Below are 20283 nucleotides of genomic sequence, written 5' to 3' on the forward strand. Positions count from 1 at the left end.
ACCTACTTCTCATCGCTTGATCAAGGTGAGGGGGGCGGCTGCCGCTAGGGTCGGGCAGATGAGTGTCGAGACGGCTCCGCGCCGCCGCCGGCTGGAGCCGGACGCCCGGCGCGGCCAGATCCTGGCCTGCGCGGTCCGGCTGTTCGGCGAGCGCCCGTACGCGGACGTGTCGACCACCGACGTCGCCCGGGAGGCGGGTGTCGCCCGGGGCCTCGTCAACCACTACTTCGGTGCGAAGAAGGACCTCTACCTGGAGGTCGTCCGGGTCATGGTGACAATCCCGGAGGTCGCCCTCGAACGGTTGCCCAAGGGCGACCTGCGCACCCGGGTCGACGCCAGCGTCTCCTGGTTCCTCGACGTGGTGTCCCGGCACAGCACCTCCTGGCTGGCCGCCGTCACCGCCCGGGGGATGGGCGGCGACGCGGACGTGGAACGGGTGCTCGCCGAAGCCGAGGAGGTCGCCGCGGACCGCATGCTCGTCGCCGTCGGCCTGGCCGGCGAGGCCGAGCACCGGGAGGAGTTGCGTGCCATGGTCCGCGCGTACGGCGGGCTGGCCACGTCGACCGCCCGGGAGTGGCTCCAGCGCGGCGCGTTGACACGTGCCCAGGTGCACCTGCTGCTCGCCACCACCCTGCTGACAATCGTCGAACAGGTCATCCCGCAGGCCATCGCCGCCCCGACCCGGCCAGCGCCGCCCGCTTGAGCTGCCCGATCCCGCTCTGGGCGGGATGGTCGCGCCGCCGCGACGCCGGCTCCACCGGCAGCTGTCAGCGCTCTTCGCAGCCCACGGCCCCCGATGTCAGCCCGACGAGACGGGGGAACCCGGGATCGCGTATCCGGCTTGTGGGTGACGCGGAGCACGGGAGAACAGCGGTCATGCAATAGGTATCGGCGTTACGGTTATTTCAGTGGTCGGGAGGTGCCGCGACCCCTACGCCGAGGAGGACTTATGACCACGTCTGCCCTATCTTATGAGGTTCTCGTCTCGGACGGCCCGGTACGGGCGGGGGACCAGCGCATGCCGGACGGATCGCGGATCCACTGGAACCCGATCTCGTCCACCTTGATCTTCGGAGCCGAGGAGGCGCTCCTGGTGGACCCGCCGTTCACCCACGAGCAGATCGCGAAGGTGGGCGACTGGATCGCACAGTCGGGCAGGCGGCTGACCCACATCTACGCCACCCACGGTCACGGCGACCACTGGTTCGGCACCGGTGAGCTGCTCAAGCGCTTCCCCGACGCCGTCAGCTACGCCACACCCGGGACCATCGAGGTCATGCACCAGCAGGCCACCGTCGGGCGGAGCGAGTTGTTCGACAAGGTCTTCCCCGGCCTGATCCCGGAAACGCCTGTCGTCGCCGTGCCAGTGCCGGCCGAGGGGTTCCTGCTGGAGGGCAATCTCGTCCAGCCGGTCGAGACCGGGCACACCGACACCGACCAGACCACAGTTCTGCATGTGCCGTCGATCGGTCTCGTGGTGGCCGGTGACGTCGTCTACAACGGCGTCCACCAGTACCTCCTGGAGACCGTCGATGGCGGCCTACGGGAATGGCTGAAAGCTCTCGATCGCGTCGAGGCGCTCGCACCCCGTGCGGTCGTCGCCGGCCACAAGAACCGGGACCGGCCCGACGATCCGGCAAGCATCGACGAGACCCGGCGGTACCTGCTCGACGTGGAGCGGCTGTTGGCCGAGAAGTCGACAGCCCGAGAGTTCTTCGACGAACTGACGAGCCTCTACCCGGACTGGGTCAACCCGGGACCGGCGTGGTACGGGGCGCTCGGCCTGATCGGTAAGTGATCTGATCATGCCCTCGGCACCGCACCCCACGCCGTGGCCCGCCACCGTGAGATACGACCTGGACCAGGCTCCCGGCGGCCTCGGGCTGGTCCAGGATCTGCTCAACACGATCTCGGCCGGGGCGCCACGGCAGCCGGATCTCCTCGACGAGTTGCCCAGCGCCACGGCGTGGGCGCACGCTGCCGCCGCCCGGTGGTCGGCGGCCACCGGGCGGCCGGCGCCCGACGTCGCCCTCGACGCGGCGGGACTCCGGGCGCTACGGATCTTTCGCGACGACCTGCGGGACGAGATCCACTCCCGGGTCCACGTTGCAGCGGAAGCGGGACAGCCCGCCGCCGAGGATCCGCCCCCGACCGGGCTGCGTTCCGCCGGTGCCACGCTGCGACTCGACCGGAACGGGTCCGTCCAGCTCGACCCCGCCGGGGTCGGGGCGGAGCTGCTGATCTCGCTCGTGCTCGCGACGCTGTTCGAGGCGCAACTCGCCGACACCGTGCGTCGGATCAAGACCTGCCGCAATCCGCGCTGCCAGGTGGCGTTCTACGACAGGTCCCGGAACAACAGCGGCGTCTGGCACTCCGTCCGCGTCTGCGGGTACCCGAGCAACCTGCGCGCCCACCGCGCACGCCTGCGGCAGGCGGACTGACCTGCTCGCGCCGGGCTGGCGACGCGCCAGTCGACGCCGCCGGCGATCAGGCGGCGCGGCGTCCGCCGGCCCGCCCACCGCGGTCGGCACGCGCCGCCGCGGCCGGGAGGTCGGCACGCGCCGCCGCGGCGGCATGATCAGCTCGCGCCGCCGGAGCCGCGAATCGGTCGGCGGCCTGCGCCGGGTACGACTCGGTGCGGACCACCCGCAGCGGCCGGTCCACCTCGTCGGTGCCGAACCGCCAGCGTGACGGCGCTGGCTGCCGCTGCGGCGAAGGTCCACCGGGGCGCAGGCCGGGCCGGGACAGCAGCACGGTGATCAGGTAGCCGACCACCAGGAACCCGTGACTGACCAGCCGCTCCCCGCCCACCGATCCGGTGGCCAGGTCGTTTACCGAGAGCAGCAGCAACGTGCCGACGAACGCGCTGAGCATCGGCAGCAGCCCGGCCGGAGGGCTACGGCGGACCGCCACGAAGAGGAAGCCGGCACCCACCGCCACGTTCCACGCGGCCGACTCGTGCCACAGGTGCTGGCCGGACGGGTGCAGGTGATCGGCGGTCGCGCCTCGGCCCACCTGGGCCAGGCCGAGCACCAGTTGCACCGCGCCGAGCAGCCCGAGCGCCGCGCGGAGCCCGGCGACCAGCGTGCCGCGCCCGAACGCCGCGCGCAGCCCGGCGACCGACCCAGCGCGCCCGAACGCCGCGCGTAGCCCGGCCACCGACCCAGCGCGCCCGAGCGCCGCGCGCAGCCCGGCGACCGACCCGCCGCGCGCGACCGAACCAGCGCGCCGCCACCACGGCCGACGGGCCGGTTCCGCCGCGACGGCGGCCAGGATCGCCGCGGTCCGGTCGGGCACATCAGCCACCAATCGGGTACGAACCCGACGTGTCACCGCCGCCGCCGCCGTGAACCAGGCCCGGCACTCGGCACACCCGTCGAGGTGTCCCTGCACCGCCGCCAGCTCGGCGGCGGTCTCCTCCCCGTCCAGCTGCGCGGACAGGACCTCCCGCCACTGCTCACACCCCATGTACCGGTAGTCGCTCCGAGAGCCGCTCCGGTTCCCGGCGACCCGGTCGGGTTGTGGAATACTCGCCGGATCATGACGCGCTACGGCCTGCTGATCCTGCCCGCCACCAACCGGGTGTACGCCCGCTCCGCCGTCGACCTGACCCGGGCCGAGCTGGAGATCTTCGGCCGCTCGGCGCTCGACGGCCAGATCGGCGAGCTGGACACCGAGGTCGTCGGAGGGGCGTCCTACGTCACCTTCACCGGGGACGGGCTGACCGAGCGGGACCTGGCCGTCCTGGGCAATCTCTCCGCCGGGTACGCGCTGTTCGAGATCGTCGGTGAGCTGCTGCGGCCGATCGAGTGGAGCCGACTGGACCGCTACGACGACGACCTGCTCACCATCCAGAAGTACCCGGGCAAGACCAACGAGCAGTTCACCAAGCTGCTGCTCAACGTCACGCTGCTCGCCTCGGACTGGGCCGGCGAGCTGACCAGTCGGCGGTTCCGGGTGCTCGACCCGCTCTGCGGCCGGGGTACGACCCTCAACCAGGCCCTGATGTACGGGTTCGACGCCGCCGGCATCGAGCGCGACCAGAAGGACGTCGAGGCGTACCGGGCGTTCATCACCACCTGGCTGAAGCAGAAGCGGGTCAAGCACCGGGTGCTGGAGTCGGGGCCGGTGCGGCGCGAACGCAAGGTGGTCGGCCGGCGGGTGCGGATCGAGTTGGCGCCGACCCGCGAGGAGCACAAGTCCGGCCAGACCCAACTGCTGGACGTGGTCAACGCCGACACGGCCCGCTCGGCGGAGTTCTTCCGCCCGGAGACCGTCGACCTGGTCGTCGCGGACGCACCGTACGGCGTGCAGCACGGCAGTCGTACCGCCGACAAGGGCCTGACCCGCGACCCGCTGGCGTTGCTCGCGGACGCCGCGCCGGTCTGGGCGCGGCTGCTGCGTCCCGGCGGTGCGCTCGGTATCTCGTGGAACACCCACGTCGCCAGCCGCGAGGACGCGGCGGCGGCGTTGGCCGACGCCGGCCTGACCGTGGTCGACGAGGAGCCCTACCGCGCGCTGCGGCACCGGGTCGACCAGTCGATCATGCGCGACGTGCTGGTGGCCCGCCGCCCGGCCTGACCCGGCCCACCGCCCGGCCTGAGCCAGGCCACCGCCCGCGCCACGCGCCGCCCATCCGGGTCGCGCATGGTCTCTCTCGTATGTCCTTTGCTCTGCACCCGCGGAGGCGCCAGCTACGGACCGTGTCTGTCGCCTCCGCGGGTGCAGAGCAAAGGGCGGGCAGCCGGCCTTGACCTCGCGGACCCAGCGAGAGTCTGTGCCGCATTTCACCTGTTCAGTGGGCGGGTGTGAAAACCACGTCAAGAAAGGGTTCGGCCCCGTCATGGTCGCGTTATGACCCCTGCCGTCCGGCGGGTGGTGGGGCTTTGATTGCCCGGCGCGACCGGAAGGCGGTCGCGACGAACCTTTCCGGCTGAGGAGTCAGCGTGTCTGACGTGGTGTTCGTGGTCCTGACGGTGGTGCTGTTCGCAGTGCTCGCCCTTGTGGTCCGGGCGGTGGAGAAGCTGTGAACGCGGTAAACGCCGTCGGTCTGGTGCTCGCGATCGGCCTGGGCGCGTTCCTGGTGTTCGCCCTGCTGTTTCCGGAGCGCTTCTGATGACCATGACAACAGCGGGCGTCATCTTCATCGTGACGCTGGTGGCGGCCCTCGTCGCCGTCTACAAGCCGTTCGGCGACTACATGTTCCGGGCGGTCGCCGGCACGAAGCAGTCCCGGGTCGAGCGGGGAGTCTTCCGGCTGGTCGGGGTCAACCCGGCCGCCGAGCAGACCTGGGGCGTGTACGCCCGCAGCGTGCTGGCGTTCTCCGCGGTCTCGATCCTGTTCCTGTACCTCTTCCAGCGGGTGCAGAACCACCTGTGGCTGTCGTTGGGCTTCGACCCGGTGGTGCCGCACGGCGCGTGGAACACCGCCGTCTCGTTCGTGACGAACACCAACTGGCAGTCGTACTCGGGTGAGTCGACGATGGGCCACCTGGTGCAGATGGCCGGCCTGGCCGTGCAGAACTTCGTCTCGGCGGCGGTCGGCATCGCGGTGGCGGTGGCCCTGGTACGCGGCTTCGCCCGGAGCCGGACCGGGCAGCTCGGCAACTTCTGGGTCGACCTGACCCGGATCGTGCTGCGGATCCTGCTGCCGATCGCCGTGCTCGGCGCCATCGCGCTGATGATCGGCGGCGTGGTGCAGAACCTCTCCGGTGGCACCGACGTGAGCACGCTGACCGGCGGATCCCAGACCATCACCGGTGGTCCGGTCGCCAGCCAGGAAGTGATCAAGGAGCTGGGCACCAACGGTGGCGGCTTCTACAACGTCAACAGCGCGCACCCGTTCGAGAACCCCACCACCTGGACGAACTGGCTGGAGATCTTCCTGATCCTCCTGATTCCGTTCAGTCTTCCCCGGGTCTTCGGCCGGATGGTCGGGCAGAACCGGCAGGGCTACGCCATCGCCGCGGTGATGGGCATCCTCGCGTTCGCGAGCGTCGCCATCACCAACATCTTCGAGTTGGCCGGCCACGGCACGGTGCCGCAGGCGGTCGGCGCGGCGATGGAGGGCAAGGAGGTGCGGTTCGACGTGTCGAACTCGGCCACCTTCGCCGCCGCCACCACGCTCACCTCGACCGGTGCGGTGAACTCGTTCCACGACTCGTTCACCTCGCTCGGCGGCATGATGACGATGGTCAACATGATGCTCGGCGAGGTCGCGCCGGGCGGCACCGGTTCGGGGCTGTACGGCCTGCTCATCCTCGCGGTGATCACGGTCTTCGTGGCCGGGCTGATGGTCGGCCGCACTCCCGAGTACCTGGGCAAGAAGATCGGGTCGCGCGAGATCAAGTTCGCCTCGCTCTATTTCCTGATCACGCCGATCCTGGTGCTCGTCGGCACGGCTGCCGCGTTCGGCACCGGCAACAACTCCACGGCGCTCAACGTCGGCCCGCACGGCCTCTCCGAGGTGCTGTACGCGTTCACCTCGGCCAGCAACAACAACGGCTCGGCCTTCGCCGGCATCACGGTCAGCACGGCCTGGTGGAACACCGCGCTCGGGTTGTGCATGCTGTTGGGCCGGTTCCTACCGCTGATCTTCGTGCTCGCCTTGGCCGGCTCGCTGGCCCGCCAGGCACCCACCCCCGCGTCCGAGGGCACCCTGCCGACCCACCGACCGCTGTTCATCGGCATGGTCGTCGGCGTCACGGTGGTCCTCGTCGCGCTGACCTTCCTGCCCGCGCTCGCGCTCGGTCCGCTGGCAGAGGGGCTCTGACCATCATGAGGAACGAGGACATGTCCGTCACGTCCGCCCCCACAGAGCAACTCCCCGGCACGCCCGCCACCCAGGGCAACCGGATCGGCGGGGGCCTGCTCGACCCCCAGCAGCTCATCAGGTCCCTGCCGGACGCGGTACGCAAGCTCAACCCCAGCACGCTGTGGCGCAACCCGGTGATGCTGATCGTCGAGGTCGGCGCGGCCTTCACCACGGTCCTGGCGGTGCTCGACCCGTCGGTGTTCGCCTGGGCCATCACCATCTGGCTCTGGCTGACGGTGGTCTTCGCCAACCTGGCCGAGGCGGTCGCCGAGGGCCGGGGCAAGGCCCAGGCCGCGACGCTGCGCCAGGCGAAGAAGGACACCATCGCCACCCGGCTGGTCGACTGGAAGCCGGGCGCGCGGGCCAACACCTACCGCGACGAGGCGGTGCCCGCGCCGGAGCTGCGCCAGGGCGACGTCGTGCTCGTCGAGGCGGGCGGCATCATCCCGGGCGACGGCGACATCGTCGAGGGCATCGCCAGCGTCGACGAGTCGGCCATCACCGGCGAGTCGGCCCCGGTCATCCGGGAGTCCGGCGGTGACCGCAGCGCGGTCACCGGTGGCACCAAGGTGCTCTCCGACCGGATCATCGTGAAGATCACCCAGAAGCCCGGTGAGAGCTTCATCGACCGGATGATCGCCCTTGTCGAGGGCGCCAACCGGCAGAAGACGCCGAACGAGATCGCGCTGAACATCCTGCTCGCCGCGCTCACCGTGATCTTCCTGCTGGCCGTTGTCACGCTCCAACCGCTTGCCATCTTCTCCAAGGCGTACCAGGCGGCCGCACCGGACAGCGGCGCGATCACCGGCTCCGGCGTCACCGGGGTGGTGCTGATCTCGCTGCTGGTCTGCCTGATCCCCACCACCATCGGCGCGCTGCTCTCCGCCATCGGCATCGCCGGCATGGACCGGCTGGTGCAGCGCAACGTGCTGGCCATGAGCGGCCGGGCCGTCGAGGCGGCCGGCGACGTCAACACCCTGCTGCTCGACAAGACGGGCACCATCACGCTGGGCAACCGGCAGGCTGCCGAGTTCGTCCCGGTCGAGGGGGTCGACCCTGCGGCGCTTGCCGACGCCGCGCAACTGTCCAGCCTGGCCGACGAGACCCCGGAGGGGCGCTCGGTGGTGGTCCTGGCGAAGAACGAGTTCGGGCTGCGCGAGCGGGAGCCCGGCGTGATGCCGCACGCCACGTTCGTACCGTTCACCGCGCAGACCCGGATGAGCGGCGTCGACCTGACCCCGGACGGCAGCGTGGACGGCGGCGCGGTGGGCGCGGCCCGCCGGGTCCGCAAGGGCGCCGCCGCCGCGGTGATGACGTGGGTACGGGAGAACGGCGGCCACCCGACCGAGCAGGTCGGCGAGATCGTGGACGCGATAAGCGGCACCGGCGGCACCCCGCTCGTGGTCGCCGAGCACGTCGACGGTGAACCCGCCCGCGCCCTGGGCGTCATCCACCTCAAGGACGTGGTCAAGTCCGGCATGCGGGAGCGGTTCGACGAGATGCGCCGGATGGGCATCCGGACCGTGATGATCACCGGCGACAACCCGCGCACCGCGAAGGCGATCGCCGACGAGGCCGGGGTGGACGACTTCCTGGCCGAGGCGACGCCTGAGGACAAGCTCGCGCTGATCAGGCGGGAGCAGGAGGGCGGTCGGCTGGTCGCGATGACAGGTGACGGCACCAACGACGCGCCGGCCCTCGCCCAGGCCGACGTCGGGGTGGCCATGAACACCGGTACGTCGGCCGCCAAGGAGGCCGGCAACATGGTCGACCTCGACTCCGACCCGACCAAACTGATCGAGATCGTGGAGATCGGCAAGCAGTTGCTGATCACCCGGGGCGCGCTGACCACGTTCAGCATCGCCAACGACATCGCGAAGTACTTCGCGATCATCCCGGCCATGTTCGCCGGCCTCTACCCGAGCCTGGACGCGCTGAACATCATGCGGCTGTCCAGCCCGGAGTCGGCGATCCTGTCCGCCGTCATCTTCAACGCCCTGGTGATCATCGCGCTGATCCCGCTCGCCCTGCGGGGCGTGCGGTACCGGCCGGCCGCCGCGTCGAAGCTGCTCGGCCGCAACCTGCTGGTCTACGGACTGGGCGGCATCATCGTGCCGTTCATCGGGATCAAGCTCATCGACCTGCTCATCCAGTTCATCCCGGGGATTTCGTGATGCGTCTACCCACCTGGATCGCCCAACACCTCGCCGCGCTGCGCGCCGTGCTCGTCTTCACCGTGCTGCTCGGCCTGGTCTACCCGCTGGCGCTGGTCGCGCTCGGTCAGCTACCCGGCCTCCACCACAGGGCCGACGGCTCGCTGATCACCGCGGGCGGGAACACCGTCGGCAGCGCGCTGATCGGCCAGCCCTTCACCGACGCGGACGGCAACCCCGTCGCCCGCTACTTCCAGTCCCGCCCCTCGGCCGCCGGCGACGGCTACGACCCGACGTCCACGTCCGCCAGCAACCTGGGCCCGGAGAGCGTCGTCGACACCATCGCCACCGACCCGGAGGAGTCCAGCGAGAGCCTGCTGACTCAGGTCTGCGGGCGCAGCAAGGCTGTCGGCGAGCTGAACGGCGTCGACGGCCGACGCCCGTACTGCACCGACGACGGGGTGGGCGCCGTGCTGGCGGTCTTCCGCGCCGACGGTCTGACCGGCCGGGTCACCCGGGTGGTGAGCGTCAACCAGGCCGCCCCGGCCACGCCGTTCGTCACCTCTTATGAGGGGGTTGCGGTGGAGTTGGCCCAGCCCGGCGAGGACTACGTGGCCCTCGGTGGGGTGGTCACCCCGATCCGTGGCGACGCGCCCGCCGACCCGGCGGTGCCCGCCGACGCGGTCACCGCCAGCGCCAGCGGCCTCGACCCGCAGATCAGCCCGGCGTACGCCGAGTTGCAGGTGAACCGGGTCGCGCGCGAGCGCGGCGCGGACCCGGCGGCGGTCCGCGAGCTGGTCGAGGAGCACACCGGCGGGCGGGGGCTCGGGTTCATGGGTGAGCCCGGCGTCAACGTGCTGGAGCTCAACCTCGCCCTCGACAAGCGGTTCGCCGCGCGCTGAGCACACACCGCGGGCGGGGCCGAGCCGACCGGGCGCGGCCCCGCCCGCTGACCTGACCAGGGAGGATGGGTCCCGTGCCACGCGGAGAACTGCGCATCTATCTCGGGGCCGCCCCCGGCGTCGGCAAGACGTACGCCATGTTGGAGGAGGCCCAGCGGCGGGCCGCGCGCGGCACCGACGTGGTGATCGGCTTCGTGGAGACCCACGGCCGCCAGCAGACGGCCGCGATGCTCGGCGACCTGGAACAGGTGCCCCGACGCACGATGGACTACCGGGGCGCCGAGTTCACCGAGATGGACCTGGACGCGGTGCTGGCCCGTCGGCCCGAGATCGCGATCATCGACGAGTTGGCGCACACGAACGTGCCAGGTTCCCGGCACGACAAGCGCTGGCAGGACGTCCAGGAGCTGCTCGACGCGGGGATCGACGTGCTGTCCACGGTCAACGTGCAGCACCTGGAGTCGGTGAACGACGTCGTCGCCCAGATCACCGGCACCACCCAGCGGGAGACCGTGCCGGACGAGATCGTCCGCGCCGCCGAGCAGGTCGAGCTCGTCGACATGACCCCGGAGGCGCTGCGTCGGCGGATGGCGCACGGAAACATCTACCGACCCGACAAGATCGACGCCGCGCTGGGCAACTACTTCCGGGTCGGCAACCTCACCGCGCTGCGCGAGCTGGCGCTGCTCTGGCTTGCCGACAAGGTCGACGAGCAGCTCGACCGCTACCGCAGCCAGCAGGGCATCGCCGCCACCTGGGAGGCCCGGGAACGGGTCGTGGTGGCGCTGACCGGTGGCCCGGAGGGCGAGACGCTGATCCGTCGGGCCGCCCGGGTCGCGGCCCGCAGCAAGGGCGCCGACCTGCTCGCCGTGCATGTGGCCCGCAGCGACGGCCTGGCCGGGGCCGACCCGGCCCAACTGGCCCGCCAACGAGTGCTCGTGGAGAGCCTGGGCGGCACGTACCACCAGGTGCTCGGCACCGACGTGCCGGCCGCGCTGCTGGACTTCGCCCAGGGCGTGAACGCCACCCAGTTGGTGCTCGGCGCCAGCCGGCGTGGTCGCCTCGCGCAGATCTTCGCCCGGGGCGTCGGGGTCACCACCACCGCGCTCTCCGGCTCGATCGACGTGCACCTGGTCACCCACCGGCAGGCCGGGAAGGGTCGTCGGGCGGCAGCCGTGCCGGCGGCGTTGTCCCGGCGTCGCCGACTGCTCGGCTTCGGCCTGTCCGCGCTGGGCATGCCGCTGCTCACCCTGCTGCTCAAGGCGCTGCCCGACCTGACGCTCACCAACGACATCCTGCTGTTCCTCGCCGGGGTCGTCGGGGTCGCGCTCGTCGGCGGGGTGTGGCCCGCCCTGGTCGCCGCGCTCGGCGGGTCGCTGCTGCTCAACTGGTTCTTCACCCCGCCGTACCGGACGCTCACCATCGCCGAGGCGGACAACCTGCTCGCGCTCGCCGTCTTCGTCGGCGTGGCGCTGGCCGTGAGCTGGATCGTGGACGTGGCCGCCCGGCGCACCCGGGAGGCCGCGCGGGCCGCCGCCGACGCGCAGACCCTCGCCGCCGTCGCCGGTGGCGTGCTGCGCGGCGAACGCCCCCTGCCGGCCCTGCTCGACCAGCTCCGGGAGACCTTCGGGCTGCGCGCGGTGAGCGTGCTGGAGTTGGCCGAGGAGGCCAGCGGGCGCCCGGAGCGGGCCCGCGAGGAGCACGCCTGGTGCGTCGTGGCGAGCGTCGGCGAGCAGCCGGCCTGCACGCCCGACGGTGGCGAGACGGCGGTACCCGTCGACGAGCGGATCACCGTCGTGCTCAGCGGCCGACGGCTGGAGGCCGCCGACCGGCGCATCGTGGAGGCGTTCGCCGCCCAGGCCGCCGTCGCGCTGCGCCAGGAACGGCTCGCCGAGGAGGCCGCCACCGCCCGGCCGCTGGCCGCCGCGGACCGGATGCGCACCGCGCTGCTCGCCGCGGTCAGCCACGACCTGCGTACGCCGCTGGCGTCGGCGAAGGCGGCGGTGACAAGCCTGCGCAGCCACGACATCGAGTTCGACGAGTCCGATCGGGAGGAGTTGCTGGAGACCGCCGAGGAGTCGCTGGACCGGCTCGCCCGGCTGGTCGGCAACCTGCTGGACATGAGCCGACTCCAGGCCGGCGTCCTCGGCATCACGGCCACCGCGATCGGCCTGGAGGACGCCGTACCCCTGGCGTTGGACGAACTGGGCCCGGCGGCCGCGACCGTCGGCACGGACATCCCGGCCGACCTGCCGGCCGCCACCGCCGACCCCGGCCTGCTGGAACGGGTGCTGGTCAACATCGTCGCCAACGCGCTGCGGTACAGCCCGCCCGGCCAGCCGCCCACCATCACCGCGAGCGCGCACGCCGGCCAGGTCGAGCTGCGGGTGATCGACCGGGGGCCGGGCATTCCCGAGGACCAGTGGGAGCACGTCTTCCTGCCGTTCCAACGCCTCGGTGACCGGGACAACCAGACAGGCGTCGGCCTCGGGCTCGCCCTGTCCCGGGGGTTGGCCGAGGCGATGGGTGGCAGCATCACCCCGGAGACCACCCCCGGCGGTGGGCTCACCATGGTGCTGCGGCTACCCGCCGCGCCCACCCGCTCGGAGGGGTCGCAGGAATGACGCGCATCCTGGTCGTCGACGACGAACCGCAGATCCTGCGCGCCCTGCGGATCAACCTGCGTGCCCGCCGCTACGACGTGGACGTCGCCGACACCGGGGCCGCCGCGTTGAAGGCCGCCGCCAGCCACCCGCCCGACCTGGTGGTGCTGGATCTCGGCCTGCCCGACATCGACGGGGTGGAGGTGATCCGCGGCCTGCGCGGCTGGACCAGCGTGCCGATCATCGTGCTCTCCGGTCGGGCCGGCAGTGCGGACAAGGTCGCCGCCCTCGACGCCGGCGCGGACGACTACGTCACCAAACCGTTCGGGGTGGAGGAGCTGCTGGCCCGCATCCGCGCCGTCACCCGCCGCCTCGGCGGCCCCAGCGAGGCGGTGCCGGCGCTGCGGATCGGCCAGCACACCGTGGACCTGGCCGACCACCGCGTACGGCACGACGACGGCTCCGAGGTCAAGCTGACCCCCATCCAGTGGAGCGTGCTGGAGAAGCTGCTGCGCCACCCCGGCAAGCTGGTCAGCCAACGTCAGCTCCTCCAGGACGTGTGGGGTCCGGAATACCTGAACGAGACCAACTACCTGCGGCAGTACCTGGCCCAGCTGCGGCGCAAGCTGGAGGACGACCCGGCGCGCCCCCGGCACCTCGTCACCGAGCCGGGAATGGGCTACCGCTACCGCCCCTGACCCGTTGACACACGCTTGCAGACATTGAAGAATTTCGGTCTGCAGCGGCAGCGGCGTGCTTCTGTAACCGTCCCCTCCACCGGTTACCCCTCGGGAGCCCGCCGTGTCCCTGCCCCTGTCCCGTCGTCGGCTGCTGACCGCCGGCGGCGCCGGCCTCGTCCTGGCCGGTCTCACCGACCCGTTCCACGCCGGCCCCGCCCGCGCCGCCGTCACCACCGCCGACCTGGTCGTCTACGGCGCCACCTCCGGCGGGCTGGCCGCCGCGATCACCATGCGCCGGCTCGGTCGCACCGCCGTGGTGGTGGAGCCCACCGGCCACGTCGGCGGCCTGAGCACCGCCGGGCTGGGCGCCACCGACACCGGCGTCCAGGCGTCCATCGGCGGGCTCGCCGCCGAGTTCTACCGCCGGGTGTACGTGAAGTACCACGGCGGAACCCTCACCCCGACGTCGCCGCTGCGGATGACCTTCGAACCGCACGTCGCCGTCGCCGTCTTCGCCGACCTGCTGGCCGAGGCGGGCGTGCCGGTGATCACCAACGCCCGGCTCGCCGGCGTCGGTCGCAGCGGCGACCGGATCACCGAGCTGCGGACCGAGGACGGCTCGATCTACCGGGGCGGGGTGTTCGTCGACGCCACCTACGAGGGTGACCTGCTGGCCATGGCCGGGGTGGGGTTCACCGTCGGGCGGGAGTCCAACGACACCTACGGCGAGACGATAAACGGGGTGCAGTCCGGCAACACCCACCAGTTCGTCTACCCGGTCGACCCGTACGTGACGGCCGGCTCGCCCGCCAGCGGCCTGTTGCCGGGCATCTCCGCCACGCCACTCGCCCCGCGCGGCAGCGCCGACGACCGGATCCAGGCGTACTGCTTCCGGATGTGCCTGACCCAGGCGGCCAACCGGATCCCGTTCGGCAAGCCGTCCGGCTACGACCCGATCCGGTACGAGCTGCTGCTGCGCCACATCCAGGCCGGTTACGCCGGGCCGTACTTCACCACCGGATCGATCGGCGGCGGCAAGACCGACTCCAACAACAACGGGGCCGTGTCGACCGACAACATCGGCTTCAACTACGCGTACCCGACGGCGAGCTGGGCCGCGCGGGAGAGCATCATCGCCGAGCACCGCACCTACCAGCAGGGGCTGATGTGGTTCCTGGCCAACGATCCCCGGCTGCCGGCGTCGGTCCGCGACTCGACCGCCAGGTGGGGGCTGCCGATCGACGAGTTCACCGGCACCGGTGGCTGGCCGCCCCTGCTCTACATCCGGGAGGCCCGCCGGATGATCTCCGCGTACGTGATGACCGAGGCCGACTGCCGGGGCCGGGTACGGGCCGCCGACTCGGTGGGGTTGGCCAGTTACACGATGGACTCGCACAACTGTCAACGGGTGGTGGTCGACGGGCGGGTGCGCAACGAGGGGGACGTGCAGATCGGGGTGCCGGCCCCCTACCCGGTGAGCTACCGGGCGATCGTGCCGCACCGGGCGCAGTGCGCCAACCTGCTGGTGCCGGTCTGCCTCTCGGCGAGCCACATCGCGTACGGCTCGATCCGGATGGAACCGGTGTTCATGATCCTCGGGCAGGCGGCGGCCACCGCCGCGACGCTGGCCCTCGCCGGGAACCTCGCCGTGCAGGAGGTGCCCGTGCCCACCCTCCAGGCCCGGTTGCGGCAGGACGGCGCGGTCCTGGAGTGGGGCTCGACCGACGAGGTGATCCTGGACAACGCGGCGGCCAGCGGGATCACCCGGGCCGGGACGTGGCTGCGCAGCACGAGCGTCGGCGGCTTCTACGGCCCGGACTACGAGCACGACGGCAACACCGCGAAGGGCGTCAACCGGCTGCGGTTCCGCCCGACGCTGCCCGCCGCCGGGTCCTGGACGGTGCAGATGCGCTGGACCGCCAACCCGAACCGTGCCACGAACGTGCCTGTCGACATCGAACACTCCGGCGGGCTCGTCACCCGCACGGTGGACCAGCGGCAGGCCGGCGGCCAGTGGGTGCCGTTGGGGACCTACCCGTTCACGGCGGGCAGTGGCGGGAGCGTACTGATCCGTACCGAGGACACCGACGGCCACGTGGTCGCCGACGCGGTGCGCTTCGTCCGTGCCTGACCGGCCGCGGACGCGTACCCCGGTCAGTTGCCGGTGAACTCGACACCCACCAGCCGCTCGGAGACGGCCCACAGCCGTGCCGCGTCCTCCGTGTCGCGCGCCGAGCGGTAGACGGCCAGCTCGGTCGGTTTGCCGGTGAACTGTCCCAGCCCGTCCGGGCCGTAGAACCGTCCGCCCCGCGCCTGCGGACTGGTGGCGGCGTAGAGGGCGGGGAGCAGCCCGGCGTCCACCGAGTGCACCAGGATGCCCCAGCGGGCCAGCCGGCTCATGATCGAGTGGTGGAGCGAGGGCCGGCTGCGGCCCAGGTTGGGACCGGACGCGTACAGGTTCGTCATCGTCGTGCCCGGATGGGCGACGTTGCTGACGATGCCCCAGCCACCGGCCCGACTGCGTCGGTCGAGTTCCAACCCGAAGTGCAGGGTGGCCAGCTTGGAGGCGTTGTACGCGCGGATCGCCGCGTACCGGTGGTTGCTCTGCAGGTCGTCCCAGTCGAACCGGCCGGAACGGGCGGCGCTGCTCGACATGGTGGTGACCCGGGCGTGGCCGGCCCGCAGCAGCGGCAGCAGCCGCCCGGTCAGCGCGAAGTGCCCGAGGTGGTTGGTGCCGAACTGCAGCTCGAAGCCCTCGGCGGTGGCGTGCCGGGTCGGCGGCGTCATCACCCCCGCGTTGTTGATCATCAGGTGGATCGGTCGCCCCTCGCCGAGCAGCGTGTCGGCCAGCGCCGCCACCGAGTCCAGCGAGGCGAGGTCCAGCTTCCGGGTCGAAACGACGGCGTCCGGCGCGGCGGCCCGGACGGCGTCCAGCGCGGCGGCGCCCTTGGCCGGGTTGCGGACCGGCAGCACCACCTCGGCCCCGGCGCGCGCCAGCCGCGTGGCCAGGCCGAGGCCCAGGCCGTCGCTGCCGCCGGTGACGACGGCGAGTCTTCCAGTCAGGTCCGGAACTGTCAGGTCGAGCACACCATCTCCCAGGTCGGTCGTGTTCCTCATCGGTCGAGGACAAGCCTGGGTCGTTCGCCGGCCACCACCCAGGGTCGGCCTATCCAGGGATCGACGGTCCCCGGCTGCCGGACCGGGCCGGCTGCCCGGCGAGTAGCGTTCTTGACGATCAAGGACTTTCGGACGAGGAGGCGCGGTGGAGACGACGACTGTGGACATCCCGACCGGCGACGGGATCGCGGACGCGAGTCTGACCCGACCGGACGGCGAGGGCCCGTTCCCGGCGGTGCTGCTCTTCATGGACGCCTTCGGGCCGCGCCCCCGCCTGGTCGAGATGGCGGAACGGATCGCCGCCCGGGGCTACCTGGTGCTGACGCCCCACCTCTTCTATCGGGCCGGGCGGGCGCCGCTCTTCGACCTGTCCCGCCTCGCCGAGGCCGACCAGCGCGCCGCGCTCTTCGAGCAGATCATGCCGCTGGTCAACGCGTTGACCCCGGAGCTGTTCGACCGGGACACCACCGCGTACCTCGACTTCCTGGCCGCCCGCGACGACGTGCGGCCGGGGCCGGTCGCGATCACCGGTTACTGCATGGGTGGCACGAACGCGCTGCGGGCCATCGAGGCGCACCCGGACCGTATCGCCGCTGTGGCGAGCTTCCACGGCGGGCGGATCGTCACCGACGCGCCGGACAGCCCGCACCTGGGCGTCGGCTCGATCACCGGCGAGGTGTACTTCGGGCACGCCGACGCCGACCGGTCGATGACGCCCGAGCAGATCGCCACGCTGGAGAAGGCGCTCGACGCCGCCGGCGTGCGCTACCGCTCCGAGGTGTACGCGGGCGCGCATCACGGCTACACCATGGCCGACACCCCGGCGTACGACGAGCAGGCCACCGAGCGTCACTGGACCGCCCTGTTCGACCTCCTCGACCGCACCCTGCCAACGAGCTGACCATCGGCGCACGGCCCGGTCAGTGGCGCAGCAGCACCGGGCCGGCGTCGATGCGGGTGCGGAACAGCGCGTACGGCTTGCGCCGCAGGTCCTTGCCCCGCTGGTACTGCGCCTGCCGGTGCAGCTGGTTGGCGGTGACGTAGAGGTGCCCGTCGGTGGCCACCGACATGGTGTCCGGCCAGAGCAGCCGCGGGTCGTGGACCAGCGTCTCGTACTCGCCGTCCGGTAGCCGGCGCAGCACCGCGTTGTGCTCGTACGCGGTGAGGTAGAGCCGCCCCGCGTCGTCGCTCTCCAACCCGTCCGAGGCGCTGCCCCGGTCCCCCTCGTCGACGACTGTCGCGGCGACCGCCTCCTGGGTGACGCCCGGGTCCGCAAGCGCCTCGGTGGAGACGCTGTGCAGTCGCCGCGACGCCAGCGGGCAGTAGTAGAGCCGGCTGCCGTCGGCCGAGATGGCGATGCCGTCGGAGCCCATGCTCACCGGCTTCGGCGGCCCGTCGGCCGGCCGTTCGAGGAACGGCCGGCCCTCGACCACCGGCCGGAACGACGTCAACGGCTCCGCCTTCGTGGACGGGTGGTCGTGCAACCGCCGCCAGGAGGCGCCACTGGCCAGGTCGACGACGATGATGCCGTTCGGCCCGGAGTCCGCCGAGTCGGTGATGTAGGCGACCCCCGCCTCGCCGCGCCGCAGGTCGAAGCGGACGTCGTTGAGGTACGTCGTCGGCAGCGCCACGTCCGCCGGGAAGGTGATCACCTGGGCGACCGTGTCGGTGTCCAGGTCGATGCGGACCAGCTTCGGGCCGCCCGGCTTCGTGGGCTGGAACATCGGGCTGCCGGTGTCCAGCACCCAGAGTCGGTCGGCCGGGTCCACGACGATGCTCTGCACCGACACGAACGCGCCCGCATCGTCGTCGCCCGATGGGTCGTTCCACGCCTGGTCGGGGTAGGGCACCTCCCGGCCGTCGCGCAGCTCCACGACTGTGGCCGGCACCTCGTCCCCCCACTTCGGGAAGTTGACGAAGATCCGGCCTCGGTGCGAGACGCTCACCCCGGTCGGCATCGGTCCGATGAAGGTGTGCACCAACTCCAACTCGCCAACCGGCTCGTCGCCCACCGGCCCGTTCATGACGCCCACCTCACGATGCCCACCGTCTCGCCTCCTGCCGTCGGGTTGCGCGCTCCGGTGCGGTTGTTCCCGCCCTGGCGTCCGATATGCCTGCGTCAGCTGACCGGTGCGGCGGCGTACGCGGCGGGCAGGCCGGGGACCTCTATGCCTGCGTCAGCTGACCGGTGCGGCGGCGTACGCGGCGGGCAGGCCGGGAACCTCGACGTCCACCGCGAGGAGCGCGCCGTCCTGCGGACCCGCGGTGCTCAGCCCGACCCGGGCGGTGCCGATGAAGAGTCGGCGCAGGTCGGGGCCGCCCAGGCAGATGCCGGCGGGCTGCTTCGCCGGCAGCCGGATCTCCCGGTCCAGCATCCCGTCGGGCCGGTAGCGGCGGACCGCCGAGCCGCCCCAGAACGCGACCCAGAGGTGGCCCGCCGCGTCGACGGTCATGCCGTCCGGGCCCCCGTCGTCGGGGGAGAGCCGCAGGAACGGCTCCCGCCCGCGCAGGTCACCGGTGTCCGGGTCGACGGTGAACCTGTCGATTTCGCCGCGCGGCGTGTCGGCCAGGTACATGGTGGTGCCGGTGGCGTCGAACGCGGGCCCATTCGGAATTGTCAGCCCGGTCACCGCGGCCACCGGTGCCGCACCCGGGGTCAGCCGGAACAGCGTGCCTCCGCCGGGCACCATCGCGTACGTCATGCTGCCGGCCCAGAAGCGGCCGTGCGGGTCGGCGACCGCGTCGTTCATCCGGGTCGGTTCGGGTGCGTCCGCGACCAGGTCGGCGACCGGTCGGGGGTCGCCGCCGGCGGGCAGCACCGTGACGCCGGTGCCGGCGGCGGCGAGCCAGTCGCCGGGTCGGTCGGCCACCGGGGCGACCGCGCCGAGCGGAACGTCGAGGCGGCGCACCTCCCGCAGCGGGGCGGGGGCGTCGCCGTCGGTCTCCAGCAGCCGTCCGGCCAGCAGGTCGACGAGGACCAATCGGTCGTCGACCCAGCGCAGGCCTTCGCCCAGCTCCAGCAGGTCGGCGCTCCAGACGGTCGGTTCGGTCAGCTCCATGGTGCTCCTCCAAACGATCTCCGGTCGGCGGTGGCCGGGCCGCGCCGGTTGCGTGGGGCGGTCGGGCCGGCGTCCGCGTCGCCGGCCCGCGCCGGCCGCCGTACCGGTCAGCGGACCGTACCGCCCGGCCCGTGGTCGAGCAGCGTCAGCTCGGCGCGGTCGGGCAGGCCCTCCCAGTCATCCCGGGTGGCCACCACGAACGCTCCGGTGGTGACCGCCCGGTCCAGCCGGGTCGGCGCGTCGACGCCGTCGAGCCAACCGGAGAGCAGTCCGGCCACGAACGCGTCACCCACGCCGACGGTGTCCACCACCGGCACCGTCCGGGCTAGACGGTGGATCGTGCCGGCTGAGCCTGGTCACGGTGGGGAGCGGGCCTGGCCTGGTCACGGTGGGGAGCGGGCCTGGCCTGGCCACGATGGGGCGGGCCAGGCCTGATGGCGGAGGGGTGGCCGTGCCGCAGGAGGGCGCGACGGGCGGCTGGCCGTGCCGCAGGAGGGTGCGACGGGCGGCTGGCCGTGCCGCAGGGGGCGCGACGGGCCTGATGGCGGAGGGCTGGCCGTGCCGCAGGAGGGCGCGACGGGACCTGGTCCGCGGGGGAGCGGGCCTGGCCCCCGGGAGGGCGCGACGGGACCTGGTCACAGAGGAGCGGACCGTGCCCCAGGAGGGCGCGACGGGGCCGGGTCGCGTGGGAGTGGGCCGGTGTTCGTGGCTTCGGGTCGTGTCTGCACGCCGGGTAGCTGGGCGGATCTGGCCTCTGATGCCGCCGGATCTGGCTTCGGGGTGCGCGGGTTGGCGGCGGTTGGCTGTGCTCACGTTCGGTGGTGGTAGTGGTTGCGGCGGGGGACCTGGTTGGGGTCGAGCCAGGCGGGCGGGATGAACTCGGGGTGGCCGTCGCCTGCCAACCGCACTGTCCAGTCGTTGTGATGGAGGTGTCGGTGGTGGTGGCCGCAGAGCAG

At 72.1% G+C, this 20283-nt stretch carries 17 protein-coding genes; 12 read left to right on the forward strand and 5 right to left on the reverse strand.

The window, feature by feature from the left end; genetic code table 11:
• Positions 1-58 precede the first annotated feature (58 nt).
• The 3 genes from ACPXBU_RS33795 (at position 59) to ACPXBU_RS33805 (ending at position 2441) form a co-directional block, all read left to right on the forward strand.
• A complete protein-coding gene (locus ACPXBU_RS33795; RefSeq protein WP_393365937.1) occupies positions 59-703 on the forward strand; it encodes a TetR/AcrR family transcriptional regulator in 645 nt (214 codons plus the stop codon).
• Positions 704-1018: 315 nt separating this feature from the next.
• A complete protein-coding gene (locus ACPXBU_RS33800; RefSeq protein ID WP_425761267.1) occupies positions 1019-1798 on the forward strand; it encodes an MBL fold metallo-hydrolase in 780 nt (259 codons plus the stop codon).
• Between the two features lie 46 nt (positions 1799-1844).
• Complete coding sequence (locus tag ACPXBU_RS33805) at positions 1845-2441, forward strand: CGNR zinc finger domain-containing protein (RefSeq protein ID WP_393365941.1); 597 nt, start codon at positions 1845-1847, stop codon at positions 2439-2441.
• Positions 2442-2487: 46 nt separating this feature from the next.
• Here ACPXBU_RS33805 and ACPXBU_RS33810 read toward each other — a convergent pair whose 3' ends face one another.
• Positions 2488-3468: a zf-HC2 domain-containing protein gene (locus ACPXBU_RS33810; protein ID WP_425761268.1), complete on the reverse strand. Its 981-nt coding sequence runs from the start codon at positions 3466-3468 to the stop codon at positions 2488-2490.
• Between the two features lie 72 nt (positions 3469-3540).
• Between ACPXBU_RS33810 and ACPXBU_RS33815 the strand changes: the two genes are divergently transcribed.
• From ACPXBU_RS33815 to ACPXBU_RS33850, 8 genes are all read left to right on the forward strand, one after another.
• Positions 3541-4581, forward strand: coding sequence for a TRM11 family SAM-dependent methyltransferase (locus ACPXBU_RS33815; protein WP_393365944.1), 1041 nt, complete (start codon positions 3541-3543; stop codon positions 4579-4581).
• Positions 4582-5026: 445 nt separating this feature from the next.
• Positions 5027-5116 (forward strand): K(+)-transporting ATPase subunit F, encoded by a 90-nt coding sequence (kdpF, locus tag ACPXBU_RS33820; protein WP_393365946.1) that lies wholly within the window; start codon positions 5027-5029, stop codon positions 5114-5116.
• Positions 5116-6771, forward strand: coding sequence for a potassium-transporting ATPase subunit KdpA (gene kdpA / locus ACPXBU_RS33825; RefSeq protein WP_425761269.1), 1656 nt, complete (start codon positions 5116-5118; stop codon positions 6769-6771). The genes kdpF and kdpA overlap by 1 nt, the downstream gene beginning before the upstream one ends.
• Positions 6772-6791: 20 nt before the next feature.
• The gene (gene kdpB / locus ACPXBU_RS33830) at positions 6792-8987 is read left to right on the forward strand and encodes a potassium-transporting ATPase subunit KdpB (protein ID WP_425761270.1); all 2196 of its coding nucleotides are present in this window, start codon (positions 6792-6794) and stop codon (positions 8985-8987) included.
• Entirely contained in the window at positions 8987-9868 is an 882-nt protein-coding gene (locus ACPXBU_RS33835) for a potassium-transporting ATPase subunit C (protein ID WP_425761271.1), read from the forward strand. Before kdpB ends, ACPXBU_RS33835 begins: the two co-directional genes overlap by 1 nt.
• A gap of 74 nt (positions 9869-9942) precedes the next feature.
• The gene (locus ACPXBU_RS33840) at positions 9943-12492 is read left to right on the forward strand and encodes a DUF4118 domain-containing protein (RefSeq protein ID WP_425761272.1); all 2550 of its coding nucleotides are present in this window, start codon (positions 9943-9945) and stop codon (positions 12490-12492) included.
• Positions 12489-13169 carry a response regulator gene (locus ACPXBU_RS33845; RefSeq protein WP_393365956.1) on the forward strand — a complete coding sequence of 227 codons (681 nt, stop codon included), beginning with the start codon at positions 12489-12491 and terminating at the stop codon, positions 13167-13169. The genes ACPXBU_RS33840 and ACPXBU_RS33845 overlap by 4 nt, the downstream gene beginning before the upstream one ends.
• Positions 13170-13272: 103 nt before the next feature.
• Positions 13273-15282 carry an FAD-dependent oxidoreductase gene (locus ACPXBU_RS33850; RefSeq protein ID WP_425761273.1) on the forward strand — a complete coding sequence of 670 codons (2010 nt, stop codon included), beginning with the start codon at positions 13273-13275 and terminating at the stop codon, positions 15280-15282.
• Positions 15283-15305: 23 nt separating this feature from the next.
• Here the strand turns inward: ACPXBU_RS33850 and ACPXBU_RS33855 are convergent, their stop codons facing one another.
• Complete coding sequence (locus ACPXBU_RS33855) at positions 15306-16268, reverse strand: SDR family oxidoreductase (protein ID WP_425761274.1); 963 nt, start codon at positions 16266-16268, stop codon at positions 15306-15308.
• Positions 16269-16413: 145 nt separating this feature from the next.
• On the opposite strand from ACPXBU_RS33855, the gene ACPXBU_RS33860 reads away from it, so the two are divergent.
• Complete coding sequence (locus ACPXBU_RS33860; protein ID WP_425761275.1) at positions 16414-17169, forward strand: dienelactone hydrolase family protein; 756 nt, start codon at positions 16414-16416, stop codon at positions 17167-17169.
• Positions 17170-17188: 19 nt separating this feature from the next.
• Here the strand turns inward: ACPXBU_RS33860 and ACPXBU_RS33865 are convergent, their stop codons facing one another.
• The 3 genes from ACPXBU_RS33865 to ACPXBU_RS33875 all read right to left on the reverse strand — a co-directional run bounded on the left by ACPXBU_RS33865 (position 17189) and on the right by ACPXBU_RS33875 (position 19665).
• Complete coding sequence (locus tag ACPXBU_RS33865; RefSeq protein ID WP_425761276.1) at positions 17189-18292, reverse strand: L-dopachrome tautomerase-related protein; 1104 nt, start codon at positions 18290-18292, stop codon at positions 17189-17191.
• A gap of 153 nt (positions 18293-18445) precedes the next feature.
• Positions 18446-19327: an SMP-30/gluconolactonase/LRE family protein gene (locus tag ACPXBU_RS33870; RefSeq protein WP_425761277.1), complete on the reverse strand. Its 882-nt coding sequence runs from the start codon at positions 19325-19327 to the stop codon at positions 18446-18448.
• 107 nt (positions 19328-19434) lie between these two features.
• Positions 19435-19665, reverse strand: coding sequence for a PfkB family carbohydrate kinase (locus tag ACPXBU_RS33875; protein WP_425761278.1), 231 nt, complete (start codon positions 19663-19665; stop codon positions 19435-19437).
• Positions 19666-20283 lie beyond the last annotated feature (618 nt).

The organism is Micromonospora sp. DT231 (assembly GCF_049847025.1).
Lineage (GTDB): Bacteria > Actinomycetota > Actinomycetes > Mycobacteriales > Micromonosporaceae > Micromonospora.

Excerpts from the sequence above, each read along its gene's own strand:
- ACPXBU_RS33835 (WP_425761271.1), top strand. The coding sequence starts at position 8,987 with ATGCGTCTACCCACCTGGATCGCCCAACACCTCGCCGCGCTGCGCGCC.
- ACPXBU_RS33845 (WP_393365956.1), top strand. The coding sequence starts at position 12,489 with ATGACGCGCATCCTGGTCGTCGACGACGAACCGCAGATCCTGCGCGCC.
- kdpA (WP_425761269.1), top strand. The coding sequence starts at position 5,116 with ATGACCATGACAACAGCGGGCGTCATCTTCATCGTGACGCTGGTGGCG.
- ACPXBU_RS33865 (WP_425761276.1), bottom strand. The coding sequence starts at position 18,292 with ATGAACGGGCCGGTGGGCGACGAGCCGGTTGGCGAGTTGGAGTTGGTG.
- kdpB (WP_425761270.1), top strand. The coding sequence starts at position 6,792 with ATGTCCGTCACGTCCGCCCCCACAGAGCAACTCCCCGGCACGCCCGCC.
- ACPXBU_RS33855 (WP_425761274.1), bottom strand. The coding sequence starts at position 16,268 with ATGAGGAACACGACCGACCTGGGAGATGGTGTGCTCGACCTGACAGTT.
- ACPXBU_RS33815 (WP_393365944.1), top strand. The coding sequence starts at position 3,541 with ATGACGCGCTACGGCCTGCTGATCCTGCCCGCCACCAACCGGGTGTAC.
- ACPXBU_RS33810 (WP_425761268.1), bottom strand. The coding sequence starts at position 3,468 with ATGGGGTGTGAGCAGTGGCGGGAGGTCCTGTCCGCGCAGCTGGACGGG.
- ACPXBU_RS33800 (WP_425761267.1), top strand. The coding sequence starts at position 1,019 with ATGCCGGACGGATCGCGGATCCACTGGAACCCGATCTCGTCCACCTTG.
- ACPXBU_RS33795 (WP_393365937.1), top strand. The coding sequence starts at position 59 with ATGAGTGTCGAGACGGCTCCGCGCCGCCGCCGGCTGGAGCCGGACGCC.
- ACPXBU_RS33870 (WP_425761277.1), bottom strand. The coding sequence starts at position 19,327 with ATGGAGCTGACCGAACCGACCGTCTGGAGCGCCGACCTGCTGGAGCTG.